The sequence below is a fragment of the Thermophilibacter sp. ET337 genome, assembly GCF_024733715.1.
GTDB lineage: Bacteria > Actinomycetota > Coriobacteriia > Coriobacteriales > Atopobiaceae > Thermophilibacter.
Genome location: NZ_JANRHO010000013.1, coordinates 21,162 through 39,677 on the forward strand (window position 1 = coordinate 21,162; position 18,516 = coordinate 39,677).

Here is an 18,516-nt window from a genome sequence, read left to right on the forward strand (position 1 = left end):
GATTTGAACTATGAGGCGACGAACCTGGGGGACCCTCTCAATCATGTCGTGGCTGACGGGGCGCTGCTCGTCTTCGACGAGGTCCACAAGTTCAAGCGCGTCGGGGGAAAGCGGGCCGCCTCCGCCCTCGAGGTCGCGCGCTATGCTGAGCATACGATCGCTCTCACCGGCACGCCCATACCCAACTCCTACCTTGACGTCTACAACCTTCTGCACATCCTCTACCCGCATGATTACGACTGGTACTTTGGATTCAGGGAGAGCGTTCTCAAGAGCCCCGACCAGCGTGTCGTAGACGCGGTCAACCGCTCCATACAGCCCTTCTTTTGCAGGACGAGCAAGCGCATGCTTGGGGTGCCGGAGCCAAACCCGGACCACATCGTAGGGGTTCCCGCCTCGGCGGCGGAGTCCAACCTCCTCGGTGTTGTGCGGTCGGCCCTCGGACAGGACCCCCTTGCGCTGATCATAAGAATCTTGCAGCTGGAGAGCGATCCATCCATGCTTCTGGGAGAGGTGTCCCAGGCAGATCTTGAGACGATCTCTGATTCGGACGTGGACGAGGCGTCCCCGGCGCCCTCGCTGGAACCTCTTGCGTTGAGCGAGAGAGACCGACGCCTGGCGCTCTCCGACGCCAGCTCGACCAAGACGAGGGCGTGCCTTGACCTGGTTGAGAATCTTGTTGGCGAGGGGAAGAGCGTCATCGTGTGGTGCATCTTCGTGCAGTCGATGGATAACCTGATCGAGGCTCTTGGGCGCAGGGGAATCTGCGCAGAGAAGATCAGCGGGTCCGTTCCCATGGAGGAGCGCACACGCATTCTCCGGGACTTTAGGGTCGGAACCCTCGAGGTTCTCGTGACCAACCCGCACACGCTTGCCGAGTCGGTCTCGCTTCACATGTCATGTCACGATGCGGTTTACTTTGAGTACAGCTATAACTTGGTCCACCTGCTCCAGTCAAAGGACAGAATCAACCGTTTGGGCCTGCCCGATGACCAATACACCCAGTATCACTTCATGCAGAGCGTCTTCCCGGGAGGCGAGGGCGAGGGCTGGTCGCTCGATCGCAACATCTATGAGCGTCTTGGCGAGAAGGAGCAGGTCATGCTCGACGCCATCGACCACGGGGTCCTTGAGTCCGGCTCGACGGACGAGCGCGATTGGGAGATCATCTTTCGCGGGCTCTTTGACGATGGCGAGAATGTCAATGACGATAGAAGGGGCCAATGAGTCATTGCCCCTCCGCCGAACAGGGCGTGCCGATGGCGGAGCCGAGCTCGCCCGGCACCGGCGCGGTGGCTACGATGCTGTCAGGCAACCGAGACGGGAGGTGGCTCATGGCCAACGTTCTGAAGGAGCGCTACGACGCGCTCGTCGCCACCTGGGTGGCACTTCCGGAGGAGCGGCGCGAGGCGCTTCTGCGCGAGTTCGTCGTTGACTACGTCTATAACTCCGAGAAGATCGAGAACGAGAGCCTCGAGTTCTCGGTCGTGAGGGACATCGTCGAGAGGGACCAGGTGAGCGGCTACTCCGGAGAGCTGGACGTGCTCGTGGAGACCCGCAACCTCAAGCTGTCCTGGGACCTCGCCCGCGTCAAGCTCGTCGAGGACCCCTGCCTCTCCGAGGAGCTCATCCAGCAGGCCCAGGAGCTCGTCACCATGGGGACCTACGGCGAGAGGCTCCTGCTCGCCGGCGAGCGCCCCGGCACCTTCAAGCTCGAAAACTACGTGGGCGGCCCCGCTCAGGTCGGGCTTCCCTCTGTCGAGGTGCCGCGCGCGGTGGGCATCCTGGCCGACGACGTCAACACGGAGCTCGAGAAGGGCAAGCGCTCGCTCACGATCGCGGCATACCTCCACGCCCGCCTCTTCGAGATCCACCCCTTCGCGGACGGCAACGGCCGCACCGCGCGGCTGCTCATGAACGGGGTGCTGCTCGCCATGGGCATGCCGCCCATCGTGATCCGCGCGCAGAACCACGCGACCTACCACGCCGCGCTCGACCTCTTCCACCTGGAGGGCGACCTCAGCCCCTTCCGGCGCTTCCTGAGAAACGAGACGCTGCTCACCTGGGAGGGCCTGCTGGACTAGCCATGGCGGGAAACCCCTACGACTTCAACCGCGACGGACGCTGGTCGACGCCGGAGCGCGCCTTCACGCACTACGGCATCCACGGGGAGCTGCGCCGCGCGGACGAGGGTCGGGGCTCTGGCCCAGGCGGCGGGGGAGGGTCGTGCCTTGCCGGGTGTGCCGGGTCGCTCGTTTTTCTCGGCGCCCTGCTCTTGATCTTCCGGGCGCTCTTCTCGTGCTCCGCGGGGTAGGCGGCCCGCGTGCGCCCGGCGCGTGGAGAGAATCCGAATCCGTCCAAAAAAGTCCTTGCATCGACTCGGACGGGCGTGCATAATAATCGAGCTGCCTGAAGAGGTTCGCGAAATGGTGGGTGTAGCTCAGTTGGTAGAGCGACGGACTGTGGCTCCGTAGGTCGAGGGTTCGAGACCCTTCGCCCACCCCATTTAATCGAATACGGATCGTTAGCTCAGCTGGTAGAGCAGGGGACTCTTAATCCCAAGGTCCAGGGTTCGAACCCCTGACGATCCACCATTTTGGATCGTTAGCTCAGCTGGTAGAGCAGGGGACTCTTAATCCCAAGGTCCAGGGTTCGAACCCCTGACGATCCACCACGATAGCTTCGGCCGGGCACCTGTTGGGCGTCCGGCCGTTTTTCTTACGCAGGAGGACTCATGGCCTACGTCAAGGGCAGGGGCGGCAACGAGGGCGCCCGACGTCCTCGCAGCAAGCCTGCCGCGCTTCTCGGCGCACTCGTCGCGGCGCTCATCGTCGCAGGGCTCTCCGGGGCGCTGCCGAGCATCCAGCGCGCGCTCTCGCCCGAGCCGCAGCGCCTCTCGCAGCGCCAGGACGCCTACAGCGAGTGGAGCTTCGAGGAGTACCCCGAGTACTATCGCGTCGTCGGGTCCGCCGTCGTGGACGTGGAGCTCGAGCCTGGCGAGGCGCGCTACGAGGGGCTCGACGCGCTCGGTCGCACCGGCCGCGCCGTCGCGCTCGTCACCTACGACATGATGCGCGAGGGCAGCGACCGCGAGCGCGAGGACATCCACGAGATCCATCCCTCCGGCTGGGGCCACAACCGCGAGGTCGACATCAAGATGCCCGGCGAGAAGACCTATCACGGCGCCCTCTTCAACCGCAGCCACCTGCTCGCCAAGTCCCTCGGCGGCGACGACGCCGCGTACAACCTTATCACCGGCACCCGTCCGCAGAACGTGGGCGACAACCGCGGCCAGGACGGCGGCATGGCCTACACCGAGGGCATCGCGCGCGACTGGCTCTGGGACAACCCCGACGGCACGGTATTCTACTCCGCGACGCCCGTCTACGAGGGCGACGAGCTGCTCGCCCGCAGCGTCATCGTCGACGTCCGCTCCTCCGACGGCGAGCTCGACCTCGAGGTCGAGGTCTTCAACACCGCATACGGGTTCGACATCGACTACGCGACGGGCGAGTTTTCCGTCGTGGGGGAGTGAGGGACATGGCCGAGAAGAGCGAGGGGCTCGAGAAGGTCCGGCGCGCGCTCGAGCTCGACCCGGCGCTCGTGGAGCGCGTCGTGAGCTCTGAGCGCGAGTGGGAGGGCAAGATCTTTGCCGTCGAGCACCTGCGGGTGGAGCTCTCCGACGGCTCGCTCGACTGGCGCGAGGTTGTCCGCCATCACGGCGGGGCGGGCGTGGTGGCCGTGATGGGCGGCCGCGTGTGCCTGGTGCGGCAGCATCGCGTGGCGCTGGGCTGCATGACGCTCGAAATCCCGGCCGGCAAGGTGGACCCCGACGAGGCGCGCGACGTCTGCGCCGCCCGCGAGCTCACCGAGGAGACCGGCCTTGTCGCCGAGCGGCTCGAGCTGCTCACGGAGTCCTACGGGGCCCCGGGATTCACCAACGAGCACACCTCGGTCTACTTCGCCCACGGGCTCACCCAGGGCAGCGCCCGCCTCGACGAGGGCGAGTTCCTGAACGTGGTGTGGGTGCCGGTGGCCGACGCCGTCGAGGCCATCCGCCAGGGGCTCATCCAGGACGCCAAGACCGTCGAGGGCATTCTCGCCGCCAAGGCCTTTGGTATGCTCTAAAATGCTTAGCGCACGTCTGCCGCGCCCTTAGCTCAGTTGGATAGAGCCGCGGACTTCTAATCCGAAGGTCGGGGGTTCGAATCCCTCAGGGCGCACCAAGAAGCATGCGGGCCGGGCACCGGCAGCTCGGTGTCCGGCTCGACTCGTGCCTCTGGCCGCAGAGACGTGCGCGCTCGCGTATTTCTGCGCGTAGCGCCAGCCACATGCGGCATACTTGACAAGTGTCCTTGCCGTTGGAAGGAGCGCACGTTGATTTACACCATGACGTTGAACCCCGCCCTCGACTATGTTATGCACCCCCTGACGCTCGACATGGGCTTCACCAACCGCTCCTCCAACGAGGAGCTGCACTGCGGCGGCAACGGCATCAACATCGCCACGATCCTGAACGAGCTCGAGACCCCGAGCATCGCCATGGGCATCGCCGCTGGCTTCACGGGGGACTACCTCCTTCGCCGCCTGCAGGAGAAGGGCATCGCGAGCAACTTCGTCCTTCTCGACCGCGGCTACACGCGCATCAACGTCAAGCTCAACGGCATCGTCATGACGATGGTCAACGGCATGGGCCCCAAGATCCCCGAGAAGAAGGTCGACGAGCTCCTCGAGCGCATGGACGTCGTCACCGCCGGGGACACGCTCGTCCTCACGGGCTCCATCCCCAACACCCTTCCCGAGGACATGTACTCCCAGATCATGCGCCGCCTTGGCGGGCGCGGCATCCAGTTCGTCGTCGACGCCCCGGGCCAGCTGCTCATGGAGGCCCTCGAGATGCACCCGTTCCTCATCAAGCCCAACAACCACGAGGTCGGCCGCATCTACGGCGTCAACATCGAGGAGCCCGAGGAGTGCATGCCCTACGCGCACAAGCTCCAGGAGGCCGGCGCGCGCAACGTCATCATCTCCTGCGGCGGGCACGGGTCGCTGCTGCTCGACGAGAACGGCGCCGAGCACGTGGTCCCCACCGCGCGCATCAAGCTCGTCAACGCCACGGGCGCCGGCGACTCCATGGTCGGCGGCTTCCTCTCCCAGGTCACCCGCGGCGTCGACTACGAGACGGCGCTCATCTTTGCCTCCGCCTGTGGCACCGCCACGGCGGCGAGCAAGGGAATCGCCAAGCGTTCCACGATCGACCGCGTCGTCACGGCGCTCTACAAGAAAATGGGTCGCGCGATCCCCGGCACCATCGCGCGTGACATCCAGGCCAACAAGGACCGAGAGGCCGCAGCCGCGGCCGCCGAAGGGAAGTAGCGCCTGGGTCGTTCGGGCTTCCCGTCCCCGGTCCGCCGTGGGACGTGAGCGATGTTGGGATACGGCCGCCCCGGCGGCCCTAAGGTAGGGGGTAACATGTACGAGGGAGTCAACGCATCTGACGGCATCGGCATCGGCGTCGCGCGCGTCGCCGTCGAGCCCGACCTGAGCTTCACGCCGCACAAGCCCGACGATGCGGGTGACGAGAAGCAGCGCTATGCCGCCGCCGTTGCCAAGTTCATCGAGCAGACCAACGCCCAGATCGAGCGCATGACGCAGACCGTGGGCGAGGAGGCCGCCGCCATCATGGGCGCCCACATCGAGTTTGCCGAGGACGAGGGCATCCAGGAGATGGTCAACGGCTCCATCGAGTCCGGCATGTGCGCCGAGCAGGCCGTCTCCGAGGCCTATGACATGTACTACAACATGTTCTCCAACATGGAGGACGAGCTGTTCCGCGAGCGCGCCGCCGACGTCGCCGACGTCAAGACCGGTCTTCTCGCCGACCTGCTGGGCAAGGAGGTCGTCGACCTCTCCACGCTGCCCGAGAACTCCGTCGTCGTCGTGCACGAGCTCACGCCGTCCATGACCGCGGACATCGACAAGGACAACGTCGCCGCAATCGTCACCGAGACCGGCGGCCGCACCTCCCACTCCGCGATCATCGCGCGCGCCCTCGAGATTCCCGCCGTGCTCTCCGTGGCCGACGTCACGAAGAACATCAAGAGTGGCGACATGGTCATCGTCGACGGCTCCCGCGGCCGCGTGCTCGTCAACCCCGCCGACAACGACCTCGCGCACTATCGCACCAAGGCCAAGCAGTTCGCCGAGGAGAAGCAGGCGCTCGAGGCCTATCGCGGCAAGCCCACGATCACCGGCGACGGCGAGAAGGTCCTTCTCGTCGCCAACATCGGCAACCCGGAAGACGCCAACGTCGCGTCCGAGCACGACTGCGAGGGCGTCGGCCTCTTCCGCTCCGAGTTCCTGTTCATGGACGCCAAGGAGCTCCCGAGCGAGGACGAGCAGTTCGCCGCGTACCAGAAGGTCGCGCTGCGCATGAAGGATCAGCCGGTCATCATCCGCACGCTCGACGTGGGCGGCGACAAGGAGATCCCGTACATGAATCTCCAGAAGGAGGAGAACCCCTTCATGGGGTACCGTGCGGTGCGCTACTGCCTGAACAACCCTGACCAGTACAAGGTCCAGCTCACGGCGCTGCTGCGCGCCTCCGCCTTTGGCGACATCAAGATCATGGTGCCGCTGGTCACCAACATTGACGAGATTCGCCAGGTCAAGGCGCTCGTCGAGGAGTGCAAGGCCGATCTTGACGCCCGCGGCGTGGCCTACAACAAGGAGATCGAGATCGGCACCATGATCGAGACGCCCGCCGCGTCGCTGATCGCCGACGACCTCGCCGCCGAGTGCGACTTCTTCTCCATCGGCACCAACGACCTCATCGGCTACACCATGTGTGCCGACCGCGGCAACGACAAGGTCGGCTACCTCTACGAGGTCTACCAGCCCGCCGTTCTGCGCTCGCTCAAGCGCATCATCGAGGAGGGTAACAAGGCCGGCATCATGGTCGGCATGTGCGGCGAGGCCGCGGCCGACCCGCTGCTGATCCCGGTGCTGATCTCGTTTGGCCTGGGCGAGTTCTCCGTGTCCGCCCCGTCGATCCTGCGCACGCGCCGCATCATCTCCGAGTGGACCAAGGCCGAGGCCGACGCCCTGACCGAGAAGGTCATGAAGCTCAAGACCGTCACCGAGGTCAAGGCCATGCTCCAGGCCGCCGCCCGCTAACTGCACGTTGGGGACAGTCCCCAATTTGCTGCACGTTGGGGACAGTCCCCAATTAACACAAAAGTTTGATGCCGCTCGCCGAACCGCCGGCGGGCGGCATCGTTTTGTGCTCGCCGGGTTGGGTATGAATCTCCGCACGCTGTCGATTGGGGGAGACATGCCGAGGGGACCGAGGAAGCTGTCGGAGCTGGGGTTTTACCACATCATCATGAAAGGCGCGGGAAACCAGGTCATCTTCGAGGATGACGCCGACTATGAGGCGTTCCTTCAGGTGCTGAGACGCGCGCGGGAGAAGTACTCGGTTTCTGTCTTGGCATGGTGCCTCATGAGCAACCACGTGCACCTTCTTGTGGACGATCCAAAGGGGGAGCTGAGTTCTTTCGTGCACCTCGTGACGACAACGTACGCGCGTCATTTCAATGATCGTTGGGGGCACGTGGGGCATGTGTTTTCGTCGCGCTTCACGAGCGTCGCCGTTCAGTCAGACGAACAGCTGCTCGTGACGATGAGGTACATCATCTGCAATCCGAGCAAAGCGGGGCTGTCGGAACCCGGCGCATATAGGTGGAGCAGCTATTCCGAGTACCTCGGAACCCCAGATATATCCGAGACGGGCCTGATTCTGGAAATGGTCGGAGGCGTGCCCGGATTCTGCCGGTTTATCGATGACCCTGAAGCCGCCCCTTATTACCCGAGGACTTCGGTGAGAGTTCCGGACGAGGACGCGATCGAAGCGGCAGCCGCTGCGATCTGGCCGGAGTCTCTCGATAGCCTGAAGACGATGGAACCGCAGAGGCGTGCGACCAATCTGCACCGTCTCGCCGAGGCGGGCCTCTCTCTGAAGCAGATTGGGAGGCTAACGGGGCTCGGCCGCTATGTCATCGAAAAGGCAATACATCAAAATTGTGTGTGAATTGGGGACAGTCCCCAACGTGCAGCAAATTGGGGACTGTCCCCAACGTGCTGGTCGGATTTAGCAGACGACGCGGAGGGCGTGGGGGATGACGTCGATCTCGAAATGCGTGCCCACGAGCCGCTCACCGTCGACCTGACAGGGCGGCTCTGCTGAGAAGTCGACGGTCGCGTGACGGAAGCGCCGCATCCTGACCGCACCGGTGAGCGCGTGCCTGCCCCAGCGAGCCAGCCCAAAGAGCGCCAGGAAGTGGGGGATCGAGGGGCGCCGCACGTTGTAGCACACGTCGAGCAGGCCGTCACCGGGATCTGCGTCGGGGCAGACCCTGAATCCGCCGCCATAGGTCGGCCCCACCTGCACGGCGAAGATGAGCGCGCTGAGGGCGAGTGGCTCGTCATCGTCAAAGCGCGCGGTGCAGGGATAGCCCGCGTGCGCGCGAGAGATGACCTTGAGGCCGGAGGTGATGAAGAGCGCCTCGCCCTCTTGTGAGGTCTCGGCGGCGCGCCGCTCGGTCGTGTCGATCGCGATCGCGGCGTCGAGGCCAAAGGAGAGCGTCTCCATGAAGTGAGTGCCGTTGACGCGCCCGACCTCCAGCTCGCGCGCCCGCCCGCGGACGAGACGCGCGAAGGCGCCCTCGACGTCGTTTTTGGGCATGTCGAGCGTCCGCGCGTAGTCGTTGCCGGAGCCGAGCGGGATGACGCCGAGCTGAGGGCGCCTCTGGGTGGGCAGCCCCATGAGGCCGTTCACGACCTCGTGGATGACGCCGTCGCCGCCGAGCGCGAGGACCGTGTCAAACCCCGCCGCCCCCGCGGCGATGTCGACGGCGTCCCCGGGCCCCTCGGTGAGGCGAACCTCGTAGCCGCGCGTCGCGGAGGAAAAGCTGTTGAGGAAATGCCGCGCAAAGTCGGCACCCGCGGCGCCCTTGCCGCTGTGGGCGGCGGGGTTGGCGATCAGGAGCGTGCGTCCGAGCGGCGATTCGGCCATGCGGGACCCTTCTCGAGGTTCTTCTCGCCTCGATTGTACGTCACGCGGCGTCGTGTCCGGCACTAGGCCGAAGCGCCGTCAACTGGCCCGAGATAGACCTTGTTCTCCGCGACGAGGAGGGGATAGCCCACGTAGGGGAGAAGGACGAGGCCGACCGCATAGGCATAGCTTGGCGCCGCTCCAAAGGCGCGCGCCAGACGCTCGCTCACCACGAGCTGCGTCACGAACCAGAGCGCGAGGAAAAGCGCCGCGAGCCACTGCGACTCGTAGTAGCGTCCCAGGCCGAGAAGGACCGAGAGGAGCTGGGCGGCGCTCGCGATGGACGCGACCACGCACAGGGCGCGATTGCCTGAGTCGCCCGAGCAGACCTCCCAGGTCGAGAAGACCGGGATGATGGCGGCCCAGCGCCGCCTGCCCATCTTCCCGAGGACGACCCACCTGCCGGCGATCGTGCTCAGCATGAGGATGACGATCGCCGGGGCCCACAGCATCGCAAGGGAGTCGACGAGAAACTGGCCGTCCATCTTGCCTCCTTCCTGCGGTTACTGTGCTTTATACCCTTGAGCGGGAGGCTCAGACGCCTTGTCTTGTGTCTGTTAATTGGGGACAGTCCCAAATTAACACAGCGGTGTCTTTAAGGGGCAGGTGAGGCGTTGTCGCAGGTCGGGGCGGGTGACTGCTCCGACCTGCGGCCTGTCTCTGGTGGGTCGATTCAAGATGCATTCAAGAATCGTCCCCGTGGCTTGCTCGGGCGCCTTTCCGGTGGTGCTATGCGGCTGTCAGGGTACCGATGTCGTAGGCGCCGGCGATGGCGTCCATCGCCGCCCTCTGCGTCTCCATGTTGACGTGCGTATAGATCCTCAGGGTGATGCTCGGGTCCCTGTGGCCGGCAAGCTTCTGCATTGCGCTCGGGTGGACGCCCCTGCCCGCCGCGATGGAGAGGAACGTGTGCCTGAGCTCGTGGAGGGTGAGATTGCCGACGCCGAGACGCTCGCGGTGGCGAGCCCACCAGACGCTCAGGGAGTTGGTAGACAGACGGTTTCCGGTGACGCCAGTGATCAGGGGCTTGTCGGGCGCGGGCATGACGACCTCCTTGCCCCTGACCGTCCTCGTCACCGTGTAGCCGTCCTCGGCCCCGTTGAGCTCGACGAGGGCCTGCATGCGCACCGAGAGCACGAGCGCCGCGAACGGAGAGAGGGGAAGCACGCGCCTTCCCGCTTCCGTCTTGGGCTCCTTGAGGTTTCCGAAGCGGTCGTACGAGTGGCTGACGCTGAGCGTCATGGCGTCGAAGTCGACGTCGCCGCAGGACAGGCCGCACAGCTCGCCGCGTCTGAGGCCTAGCGAGCCGGCGAGCAGGACGGCGCACTGGTAGGAGTCCGCGGGGTCCAGCTGAGCGACGAGGTCGCCGAGCTCCTTCTCGCTGAGCGCCCTCTTCTCGGCCGTGTCCCGCTTGGGGGCGTCGACCCCCTCGCAGGGGTTCTCCGCGACTATGCCGGCCCTCTTGGCGTGGTTCATCATGCTGGACACGAAGCCGTGTATGTTCGCGAGGGTGGTGCCACTCAGGGGCCTGCCGCTGAGGCTCTCTCCGGACCTGAGGTCGAGATAGGCCCTCTCGAGAACCGTCGGCGTGACGTCCTGGAGCCTGACGTGGCCGATGAGGTGCGAGATCTGCCTGGCGTACGAGCGGTCCGCATAGATGGTCTGCGGGGCGAGCTCGCGCGTCTTCTCGCGCACCTCGCAGAAGTGCTCAGCGTAGGACGCGAACGTCCAGTTGCTGCGCCGGACGACGTCGCCGGACTCGATCTCTGCGACGAACTCGCGCCTCGCGGCCTTTGCCTCGGTGTAGGTGCCGCTGAACGTACGGGACTTCTGTGGGTACTTTCCGGTCCTCGGGTCGCGGCCGAGCGAGACGACGAGCTTCCACTTGCGGCACTTGTTCCTGGGCTTGTCCTCGAGCGGGTAGATTCCGCCGTCGCCCCTCACCTTACTCGCCAATGCGCTCACGCCCCTCCCTGCGGACGGGGCGGCCCTCCGCGATCCAGCGGCGGACGCGGGCCGCGATGTCGCTGTAGAAGAGCTCCTGGCTCGCGTCGAGCGCCCTCTTGTCCTCGGCGCGGGCCGGCTCCTCCGGCCTCCTGTCGCGGCTCTCGCTCTCGGCAACCATGCGATCACCTCCTTCCCTGGGGACGGGGGCCGTCGGCCTCGGACTGCTCCACGAAGTCGAGGTAGCTGTCCACGAGCGCGCGGCCGGCGCCGGAGAGTGCGTCGTATCGGGACTGGACGGGGTGCTCGTCGGGGGCGTCGATGTCCTCGCGGCCGACGACGAGGTCGATGGAGCAGCCGAGGCGGTCGGCGATGGCCCACGCCGCCGAGAGCGGCACGGCCATGCCCGGGCCCTCGGGCTGGCGCTCGTAGCGCGAGTAGGTTGACGCGGGGATGCCGAGCTCCGCGGCGAAGTCCCTGGCGCTGCGGTAGCCCGCCTCGCGGCGGAGGCGCTGCAGCGCCCTCTTCCCGCAGGTGGGATGGGTCGTTTTGGATAGCATTGCGCCTGATGACATATAATGTCACCGTCCTTTCCGGGTGCACTGGACTGGGCACGGGCCCGGGGAAGTCGCTACCTTCCCCGGGCCCACTTCGTTCCTCTCCCCAGGGGCGTCACCTCCCCTCGCGGCCGTCGAACTCGAGGTCGGCGTAGGGCCCGAGGAAGCGCTCGGGGACGCCGAAGGACGAGCCCCCGCCGCGCTCCCATATCCCGTGGAGGCGGTCGTAGGCCGCCATGACGTTGTCGACCGCCTCCTCGGCTGCCTCCCCCTCTAGCCTCGCGGCGGCGCGGCCCGCCACGAACTCCTTGAACGCAGACCTGAGCTCGTCCGCTGTGCCGAGCGCGAGCAGGTCCTCGAGCCCGTCGCTCCTCTGGAGCTCCTCGAGGAAGATGCGCTCGTAGCGCCACGCCGCCGCCTCGTATCGGCGCTCCTGCTCCTCGTGCATGCGGAGGCCCTCGTCCATGTCCCTCTCGGCGAGGAACGAGAGGAACTCCTCGAGCGCCGACTTGGAGCGCGGGCTGAGCCGGTCGTAGCTCTTCTGGACGTCGCCTCGCAGCGAGCGGACGTCCACCTCCTCGCGGCCGACGATGACGTCGATGGGCACGCGGAACCAGTCCGCGAGCTTCCGCGCCGCGCCCATGGGGATCTTGTCGGGGCTGCTCTCGTAGCGCGCGTAGGTGGACGGCGGGATCTTCACGACCTTCGCGAACTCCGCCGACTTCTTGAACCCCGCCGCCTTCCTGAGCTCCAGAAGAGCGCTCGCCATCTGCCATACCTCCCGAGTTGTGTGCGTTCTGTGGCGGTGCGTTGCCCCACCTGACCGGAAGGGCGCAACACTATGCAACAGAAGATAGCACTCAGCGACAAATTGAACAACCGAACAACACCATTCTACACCAAATAGAGCTAACAGTCTCAATGCATGAGAAATGCTGTGATATTCTACGGCTGCGAGGGGAGGCGGCGGCCCACCATGTGGCACCGCCGCGCCGCGCGCCAGGTCCAGGGCCAACCGAGGAGACAGAGGGGAAGGCGAGAGAAGCGATGAAGGCGAGGTTCGAGGACGTGCCGCTGTTCATGACGCCGAACGAGCTCGCGCAGGTGACGGGCGAGCACGTGGGGTCGATCAGGAGGGGCATCATCGAGGGCAGGATCCCGGCCGACAAGGTGAACGGGCGCTGGCGCATCTGCCGCGACGTGGTGTTCCCGAACGCGAGCAGGGGGACGTCGTATGACGGCGGGAAGAGGGAGTAGGCGCGCCGCCCCGCGAGAGCGGGCGGGCGCGGTTGCCGCCGCGCCCGCCCAGTGCGAATCCCTGGCCGGAATCGCGGGGCACAGTGTAGCGCACGCGCGCGGAGTTTCCGAGGGGGTGCGCTCCCATGGCTGACCTGAGGGGCGTGCCGGTGGAGCTGCGCCGCGAGCCGCGCTGGGTGTGCTGGCGGCGCGAGGAGCGGAACGGCAGGGCGACGAAGCTACCGGTGTGCGCGGCGAACGGGCGCATGGCCAAGAGCACGGACCCGGCGACCTGGGCGACCTTCGAGGAGGCCGTGGCGGCCGTCGGCCGCTGGCGCTGCGACGGCGTGGGGTTCGTGTTCGGGCCCGACCGGGCGTTCACGGGGCTCGACCTCGACCATGTGCTTGTCGACGGCGTACTTGACGCGGAATACCGCTGGGTGATGGACGAGGCCGGCACCTACACGGAGGTGTCGCCCTCCGGCGACGGGCTGCACCTGATCTTCCGGGGCGCGAAGCCCGACTGGGCTGAGCGCAGCCGCCGCGGGCAGCCGGGTGGCCGGGTGGTGGAGATGTACGACCACGACCGGTACTTCACCGTGACGGGCGACGTCTTCGAGGGGCGCGGCACGCTGGCCGAGAACCCCGGGATCGTCGAGCGGGCGTACCGGACGTGGATCGAGCCGGAGGCGGCAACGGCCCAGCCCAGGCTGGGCGAGGCAGCCGCGGGCGCGGGCGCCGGGGGCATGACGGACGCCGAGCTGATCGAGCGCATGTGCTCCTCGCGCAACGGGGACGCCATACGCGCCCTCATGGCCGGCGACACCTCCGCGCAGGGCGGCGACCACTCTGCCGCCGACATGGCGCTGTGCTCGCACCTCGCCTTCTGGTGCGCGGGCGACGCGGCGCGGATGGACAGGATCTTCCGCTCCTCCGGGCTCATGCGGGACAAGTGGGACAGCAGGCGCGGCGGCACCACCTACGGCGCGCAGACGATAGAGCGCGCGATCTCGGGAGCCACGGAGTTCTACAGGCCGAGGGCCGCAAGAAGGCAGAAAGGCAAGCCCCCTGCCGCTCACAACACAAACATATGTTCGTCTGCCGACGCGGGCGGGGCACGCGGGGGTACGGGACGTGGGGCCGCCGCGGGCGATGAGGCGCCCGACTTCGAGAACGCGCCCTCCGCGGAGGGCTGGCGGGTCGATGCGAAGGGCAGGCTCTGGGCCTGCGACCGGGACGGCGAGCTCCGCCGCTCGGTGAGCTCGACGGCGCCCTGGGTGGCCACCGACCTCGTGGACGTGGACACCGGCGACGTGCGCGCCCTCGTGCGCGTGACGGTGCCGGGCGGCGTGCGGGAGCGCGCCCTCGACCGCGACGTGCTGCTCAACCAGAGCAAGATCATCGGGGCGCTGGCGCCCATGGGCGCGAACGTCTCCTCGGCCAACGCCAAGGACGTGGTGCGCTACCTCACCGACGTGGAGCGCCGCTGGGGCTGGGCGCGGCCGCGCGCGAGGAGCGTCACGCACCTGGGCTGGGCGGAGGGTGCGCTCTCCTCCTTCATGCCCTACGACGCGGGCGGCAAGGTGAGGTTCGACCCGAGCCCGGACGAGGCGGTGAAGGCCCGAGCCTTCATGGAGCCGGCCGGGACGCTCGAGGGCTGGGTCGCGGGCGTGGCGCCCGCGCGAGCCTCCTCGATGGCGTTCCGGTGCGTGATGGCGGCGAGCTTCGCCTCGCCGCTGGTCTCGCTTCTCGGCGTGCAGACCTTCATCGTGTACCTGTGGGGGCGCAGCCGCTCGGGCAAGACGCCTACGCTGAAGGCGGCGGGGTCGGTGTGGGGCGACCCGACCGAGGGAGCGGACAGCTACTTCCGGACCTTCTCAGACACGCCGAAGAGCATCGTGCGGGCGGCGGCGCTTTTGCACGACATCCCGGTGATCGTGGACGAGCTGCAGAGCAAGGGCGCCGTGGGCGGGCAGGCCGGGAAGCGCCAGGTGGTGGAGGACCTTCTGTACTCCCTCTCGCTCGGGCACGAGCGCGGGGCGCTGAACAGCGACCGCTCGATGATGCGGGCGGGAAGCTGGCACAGCCTCACCATAGCCACCGGCGAGATCCCCATCGTGGGGGCGTCGACCCAGCAGGGAGCCGCCAACAGGACGCTCGAGCTCTGCGGGGAGCCCTTCGCCGACGTGCGCGCCGCCCAGGCGATGCACCATCTCGTTGCCGCCGAGCACGGCACGGCCGGGCGCGCCTTCGTGGAGGCGCTGAGGCGCAACGACCCCGCCTTCTACGCCGGAGAGTTCCGGCGCCTGCGCGACGCCGTGGGCAAGGCTGCGAACGGCCACCCGCAGGCGGACAACGTTGCCCTCTTGGCGCTCGCCGACGCGCTCGCGCAGTTCTACGTGTTCGCGCCGGGGACGGAGTGGGCGGCGTGCCTGGAGGGCGCGATGCGCATGGCCTCGTGGGCGCTCGTGAACGCCACGGGCGCCGACGGCACCGACACCGACCTCAAGGCCATCCAGTTCGTGGCCGAGTGGCTGGTGAGGAGCCGGCTGCACTTCGAGAGCTCGGCGGAGATGGACCGGCTGGAGCGCTGGGGGTGCGTGGAGCAGTACCGTGACCGACCGGGGTTCTGCTGGTGGGTGTTCTCCTCCGTGCTCGACCGGGCGCTCGCCGACGCGAACTTCGACCGCCAGAAGACACTGCGCCGCATGGCGGACGAGGGCCTCCTGGTTGAGGGGCGCGGGCGCGGGTTCACGCGGCAGAAGCGCTTCGGCGACACGCGTGTCTACTGCGTCTGCATCGACAACCAGGCGCTGGAGGCGCTGCTCGACCGCGCGGCGGGGGCGGCGCCCAGCGTCCCGCCGTCTCAAGGGGGCGGGCCATGTTGAGACACGAGTCAAGACGGGGGTTCCGGCTGGTGAGGGTGGCCGCGTCCGGCTCCTGTCTCTCCGTCTTGACTGGGTTGGTGGGTACGGGCCCCTCGCGCGCGGGCGGGCGCGCGGGCGCGCACGCGCACGGGGGCTCTGGGTCGGAAACCGGTCAAGACGTCGAGACAGGGGGCGTTCGTCCTGCTCAGGGGCATCGTCTCTGTCTTGACCGGGCATGAGGCGGTCGGTCCGAGGGGGTGGCGGAGATGAGCTGGTGGACGGAGGAGCAGGACGACGTCCTGCGCGAGGTGAGCTTCCGAGGAGCGGAGTTCGCCGCCGCTGAGATCGAGCGGAGGTGCGGCGTGCGCCACTCCGTTCGGGCGGTGGAGATGCGCGCGAGCAGGATCCACTGCTCGCTGGCCGTGCAGACGGTGTGCCCGCAGTGCGGAGCGGTGGGCGTGAAGATCAACCGCCAGACGGGCATGTGCCGGCGGTGCACCGAGGAGTACCACCTCGCGCAGGAGCGGGCCTTCAACGAGCAGCTGGAGCGCGAGCGGGCGCACGCCGAGGACGCCGCCGACATAGACGACGTGCGGCGGGAGCGGGACAGGATGCGGCAGCGGAACTCGCGGCTGTGCAGGAAGTACGGGCTTGCGGGGAAGCGGGAGCGGGGTGATTCGCTCCGCCGCTCTCACTCTTAACCGTGGTACGGGCAGCGCGCGCCGATGCACGCGACGTTGTCCGACGAGACGGCGCAGACCGGCTCTGAGGTCGGCTGCCGAAGGTCAACGCCCAGCACCTCGTTGAACCAGCGGACCGCGCCCCGCACGGCCACGCGAGAGTCGCGCTTGCAGCAGCGCGGGGAGCCGGCCTGGGCAATCTGCCCCAGCAGGTCGGCGACCATCTTCTGCGTCTCGCTCCAGCCCTCGGCCTTGAGAGGGGCATTGCCAAGCAGGATCGAGAGCGCCATGCCGCACGATGCGGCAGCACCGCACACGCCCCAGCGCGCGCACGCGCCGCCGGGAACCGCGCCAGAGCGCTCGGAGAGCTCCTGGAGCTGCCCCCTCAGGTCGCCCGAACCCGTGGCGTTGCGCACGGACGCCAGCAGGGCGGCCCCCACGAGGAAGTGGTGGACGGGGCCGAACGCCGCGCACTCGGGCGCTGCCATGAGGTCCTCCAGGATGTCCGCAGGGCTGGTCGAGGTGCTGTTCTCGCAGATGACGGAAGCCCAGGAAGGGACGTCGTTGCTCGTAGCCATGATAGCTCCCCTTTCTGTAAACACATTGATGGATGTCGAAATATTATACATCGAAGAACGTCGATATATAGTAGAATAATTGCGTGAGTCACGCTTTCAGAACAGGGAGGGCCACATGGGAGCACGGAGCATCGGGCGGCCGCACGTCGCCTTCGTCTGCACGCACAACGCGTGCCGGAGCCAGATGGCGGAAGCAATAGCACGCCAAATCGCGGGCGACGTGCTTGACCCCTATTCCGCGGGCACCGACCCCACGCCCGAGGTCGATCCCGGTGCGCTGCGGGCGCTCTCGGAGCTCTACGGCATAGACGGAACGGGCCTGCGCCCCAAGACGCTCGACGAGCTGGGAGAGGCGGACATCGTGGTGACTATGGGGTGCGGGGTCCGGTGCCCCGTGTTCCCGTGCGCGCACCGCGAGGACTGGGGGCTCGAGGACCCCGCCGGCCGCGGCCCCGAGGCGTTCCGGGAGACCGCCCGCGTCATCGAGGCGAGGGTGCGCGACCTGGCATGCCGCGTGGAGCGCGGCGAGATTCCCGGCGTGACCGCGCCCGTGCGCGCCGACGTCCTTCGGGCGCTCGCCGACGAGCGGCGGCTCGCTGTGGTCGCCTCCCTCGCCGAGGGCGAAGAGACCTGCGCCTGCGAGCTCCTCGAGGGCCTCGGCATCGGGCAGCCGACCCTCTCGCACCACATGAAGCTCCTCACCGAGTGCGGCTTGGTCAGCGCCCGAAAAGACGGTCGCTGGCTGCGCTACACCCTCGACCGCGAGCGCATCTCCGCGCTCGGGGACGCGCTGAAAGAGCTCGCCCGCTGACCCTTCTTGTGACGCGTGGCGAGAATCCACCGTGAGAAAGTCTATCGACGTTTCACGGGGGTGATTCGCATGGCGAGGCGTCCGAAGCTGACGCAGGAGATGGTGGACGAGGCGATCCGTCTCAAGGCGGACGGCCTCTCCAACGGCGACATCATCTGCGCGCTGGGCATCCACGAGTCGACGTTCTACCGCTGGATCGGCGACCCCAAGAACAGGCTGCAGCGCGCGTTAAGCGAGGGGCTAAAAAAGGAGGAGTCGGCGTTCAAGCGGACGCTGCTCACCACGATCCGCTCGGCGGCGCTCGCGAGGCACCAGTACTGGACCGCCGCGGCGTGGCTGCTGGAGCGCAAGTACCCCGACGAGTTCGGCAAGGCGGAGCGCAAGGGCGACGAGGGCCGCGAGGACGCGGCGCCGAGGATCGTGCTCGGCGTGGTGGCCCAGCCGGTGCAGGAGAGACTGCCCGGCCTCGACGGGGGCGGCTCGAATGGTTGACGCCTCCTCGCTCGTGATCCCGGCCTTCCACGACGTGCTCGGCGACGTGATGGCCCACGGGCACACGCACTACTGGCTGCACGGGGGCAGAGGCTCCACGAAGAGCTCGTTCATCAGCGTGTGCATCGTCCTTCTCCTCCTGGCGCACCCCGAGGCGAACGCGGTGGTGGTGCGCAGGTTCTCGAACACGCTGCGCGACAGCGTGTTCTCGCAGATGACGTGGGCGATCGCGGCGCTGG

At 67.3% G+C, this 18,516-nt stretch carries 21 protein-coding genes and 4 tRNA genes; 18 read left to right on the top strand and 7 right to left on the bottom strand.

Annotated features, from left to right (window positions below):
• Nucleotides 1-3: 3 nt before the first annotated feature.
• From NW198_RS09230 to NW198_RS09285, 12 genes are all read left to right on the top strand, one after another.
• Nucleotides 4-1,227 carry a helicase-related protein gene (locus NW198_RS09230; protein ID WP_258340892.1) on the top strand — a complete coding sequence of 408 codons (1,224 nt, stop codon included), beginning with the start codon at nt 4-6 and terminating at the stop codon, nt 1,225-1,227.
• A 107-nt stretch (nt 1,228-1,334) separates the two neighbouring features.
• Entirely contained in the window at nt 1,335-2,084 is a 750-nt protein-coding gene (locus NW198_RS09235; protein ID WP_258340893.1) for a Fic family protein, read from the top strand.
• A 2-nt stretch (nt 2,085-2,086) separates the two neighbouring features.
• The gene (locus NW198_RS09240; RefSeq protein ID WP_258340895.1) at nt 2,087-2,314 is read left to right on the top strand and encodes a hypothetical protein; all 228 of its coding nucleotides are present in this window, start codon (nt 2,087-2,089) and stop codon (nt 2,312-2,314) included.
• A gap of 115 nt (nt 2,315-2,429) precedes the next feature.
• A tRNA-His gene (locus tag NW198_RS09245) sits at nt 2,430-2,505 on the top strand.
• 13 nt (nt 2,506-2,518) lie between these two features.
• Nucleotides 2,519-2,594, top strand: a tRNA-Lys gene (locus NW198_RS09250).
• A 4-nt stretch (nt 2,595-2,598) separates the two neighbouring features.
• Nucleotides 2,599-2,674: transfer RNA gene (locus NW198_RS09255), tRNA-Lys, on the top strand.
• Nucleotides 2,675-2,734: 60 nt separating this feature from the next.
• The gene (locus tag NW198_RS09260; RefSeq protein ID WP_087316387.1) at nt 2,735-3,535 is read left to right on the top strand and encodes a DNA/RNA non-specific endonuclease; all 801 of its coding nucleotides are present in this window, start codon (nt 2,735-2,737) and stop codon (nt 3,533-3,535) included.
• Between the two features lie 5 nt (nt 3,536-3,540).
• The gene (locus tag NW198_RS09265; protein ID WP_087316385.1) at nt 3,541-4,128 is read left to right on the top strand and encodes an NUDIX domain-containing protein; all 588 of its coding nucleotides are present in this window, start codon (nt 3,541-3,543) and stop codon (nt 4,126-4,128) included.
• Between the two features lie 21 nt (nt 4,129-4,149).
• Nucleotides 4,150-4,226 (top strand) — tRNA-Arg (locus tag NW198_RS09270).
• 151 nt (nt 4,227-4,377) lie between these two features.
• The gene (locus NW198_RS09275) at nt 4,378-5,376 is read left to right on the top strand and encodes a 1-phosphofructokinase family hexose kinase (RefSeq protein ID WP_087316383.1); all 999 of its coding nucleotides are present in this window, start codon (nt 4,378-4,380) and stop codon (nt 5,374-5,376) included.
• Between the two features lie 96 nt (nt 5,377-5,472).
• A complete protein-coding gene (gene ptsP, locus NW198_RS09280) occupies nt 5,473-7,176 on the top strand; it encodes a phosphoenolpyruvate--protein phosphotransferase (protein ID WP_087316382.1) in 1,704 nt (567 codons plus the stop codon).
• 157 nt (nt 7,177-7,333) lie between these two features.
• Nucleotides 7,334-8,089 carry a transposase gene (locus tag NW198_RS09285; RefSeq protein ID WP_258340896.1) on the top strand — a complete coding sequence of 252 codons (756 nt, stop codon included), beginning with the start codon at nt 7,334-7,336 and terminating at the stop codon, nt 8,087-8,089.
• A 60-nt stretch (nt 8,090-8,149) separates the two neighbouring features.
• Here the strand turns inward: NW198_RS09285 and NW198_RS09290 are convergent, their stop codons facing one another.
• The 6 genes from NW198_RS09290 to NW198_RS09315 form a co-directional block, all read right to left on the bottom strand.
• On the bottom strand, nt 8,150-9,073 hold the full coding sequence (locus NW198_RS09290) for a diacylglycerol kinase family protein (protein WP_258340897.1): 924 nt from the start codon (nt 9,071-9,073) through the stop codon (nt 8,150-8,152).
• 62 nt (nt 9,074-9,135) lie between these two features.
• A complete protein-coding gene (locus tag NW198_RS09295) occupies nt 9,136-9,597 on the bottom strand; it encodes a hypothetical protein (protein ID WP_258340898.1) in 462 nt (153 codons plus the stop codon).
• Nucleotides 9,598-9,841: 244 nt separating this feature from the next.
• Nucleotides 9,842-11,068 (bottom strand): site-specific integrase, encoded by a 1,227-nt coding sequence (locus tag NW198_RS09300; protein ID WP_258340899.1) that lies wholly within the window; start codon nt 11,066-11,068, stop codon nt 9,842-9,844.
• Entirely contained in the window at nt 11,058-11,237 is a 180-nt protein-coding gene (locus NW198_RS09305) for a hypothetical protein (RefSeq protein WP_258340900.1), read from the bottom strand. Before NW198_RS09305 ends, NW198_RS09300 begins: the two co-directional genes overlap by 11 nt.
• A 4-nt stretch (nt 11,238-11,241) precedes the next feature.
• Nucleotides 11,242-11,616, bottom strand: a complete 375-nt coding sequence (locus tag NW198_RS09310) for a helix-turn-helix domain-containing protein (RefSeq protein ID WP_258340901.1) — start codon at nt 11,614-11,616, stop codon at nt 11,242-11,244.
• A gap of 112 nt (nt 11,617-11,728) precedes the next feature.
• Nucleotides 11,729-12,382: a helix-turn-helix transcriptional regulator gene (locus tag NW198_RS09315; protein WP_258340902.1), complete on the bottom strand. Its 654-nt coding sequence runs from the start codon at nt 12,380-12,382 to the stop codon at nt 11,729-11,731.
• 278 nt (nt 12,383-12,660) lie between these two features.
• Here NW198_RS09315 and NW198_RS09320 point away from each other — a divergent pair, with 278 nt between their 5' ends.
• The 3 genes from NW198_RS09320 to NW198_RS09330 all read left to right on the top strand — a co-directional run bounded on the left by NW198_RS09320 (nt 12,661) and on the right by NW198_RS09330 (nt 16,417).
• A complete protein-coding gene (locus NW198_RS09320; protein ID WP_258340903.1) occupies nt 12,661-12,870 on the top strand; it encodes a helix-turn-helix domain-containing protein in 210 nt (69 codons plus the stop codon).
• Between the two features lie 125 nt (nt 12,871-12,995).
• Complete coding sequence (locus NW198_RS09325) at nt 12,996-15,737, top strand: DUF927 domain-containing protein (RefSeq protein WP_258340905.1); 2,742 nt, start codon at nt 12,996-12,998, stop codon at nt 15,735-15,737.
• 245 nt (nt 15,738-15,982) lie between these two features.
• On the top strand, nt 15,983-16,417 hold the full coding sequence (locus NW198_RS09330) for a hypothetical protein (RefSeq protein ID WP_087220886.1): 435 nt from the start codon (nt 15,983-15,985) through the stop codon (nt 16,415-16,417).
• On the opposite strand, the gene NW198_RS09335 is transcribed toward NW198_RS09330, so the two are convergent.
• Nucleotides 16,414-16,974: a DUF5714 domain-containing protein gene (locus NW198_RS09335; protein ID WP_143786286.1), complete on the bottom strand. Its 561-nt coding sequence runs from the start codon at nt 16,972-16,974 to the stop codon at nt 16,414-16,416. The genes NW198_RS09330 and NW198_RS09335 overlap by 4 nt on opposite strands.
• A 115-nt stretch (nt 16,975-17,089) precedes the next feature.
• Here NW198_RS09335 and NW198_RS09340 point away from each other — a divergent pair, with 115 nt between their 5' ends.
• The 3 genes from NW198_RS09340 to NW198_RS09350 all read left to right on the top strand — a co-directional run.
• Nucleotides 17,090-17,785, top strand: coding sequence for a metalloregulator ArsR/SmtB family transcription factor (locus tag NW198_RS09340; RefSeq protein ID WP_258340907.1), 696 nt, complete (start codon nt 17,090-17,092; stop codon nt 17,783-17,785).
• Between the two features lie 69 nt (nt 17,786-17,854).
• On the top strand, nt 17,855-18,277 hold the full coding sequence (locus NW198_RS09345; protein ID WP_258340908.1) for a hypothetical protein: 423 nt from the start codon (nt 17,855-17,857) through the stop codon (nt 18,275-18,277).
• Nucleotides 18,270-18,516, top strand: a 247-nt coding sequence (locus NW198_RS09350) for a phage terminase large subunit (protein ID WP_258340910.1), incomplete at its 3' end; no start/stop codon positions are given. The genes NW198_RS09345 and NW198_RS09350, both read left to right, overlap by 8 nt.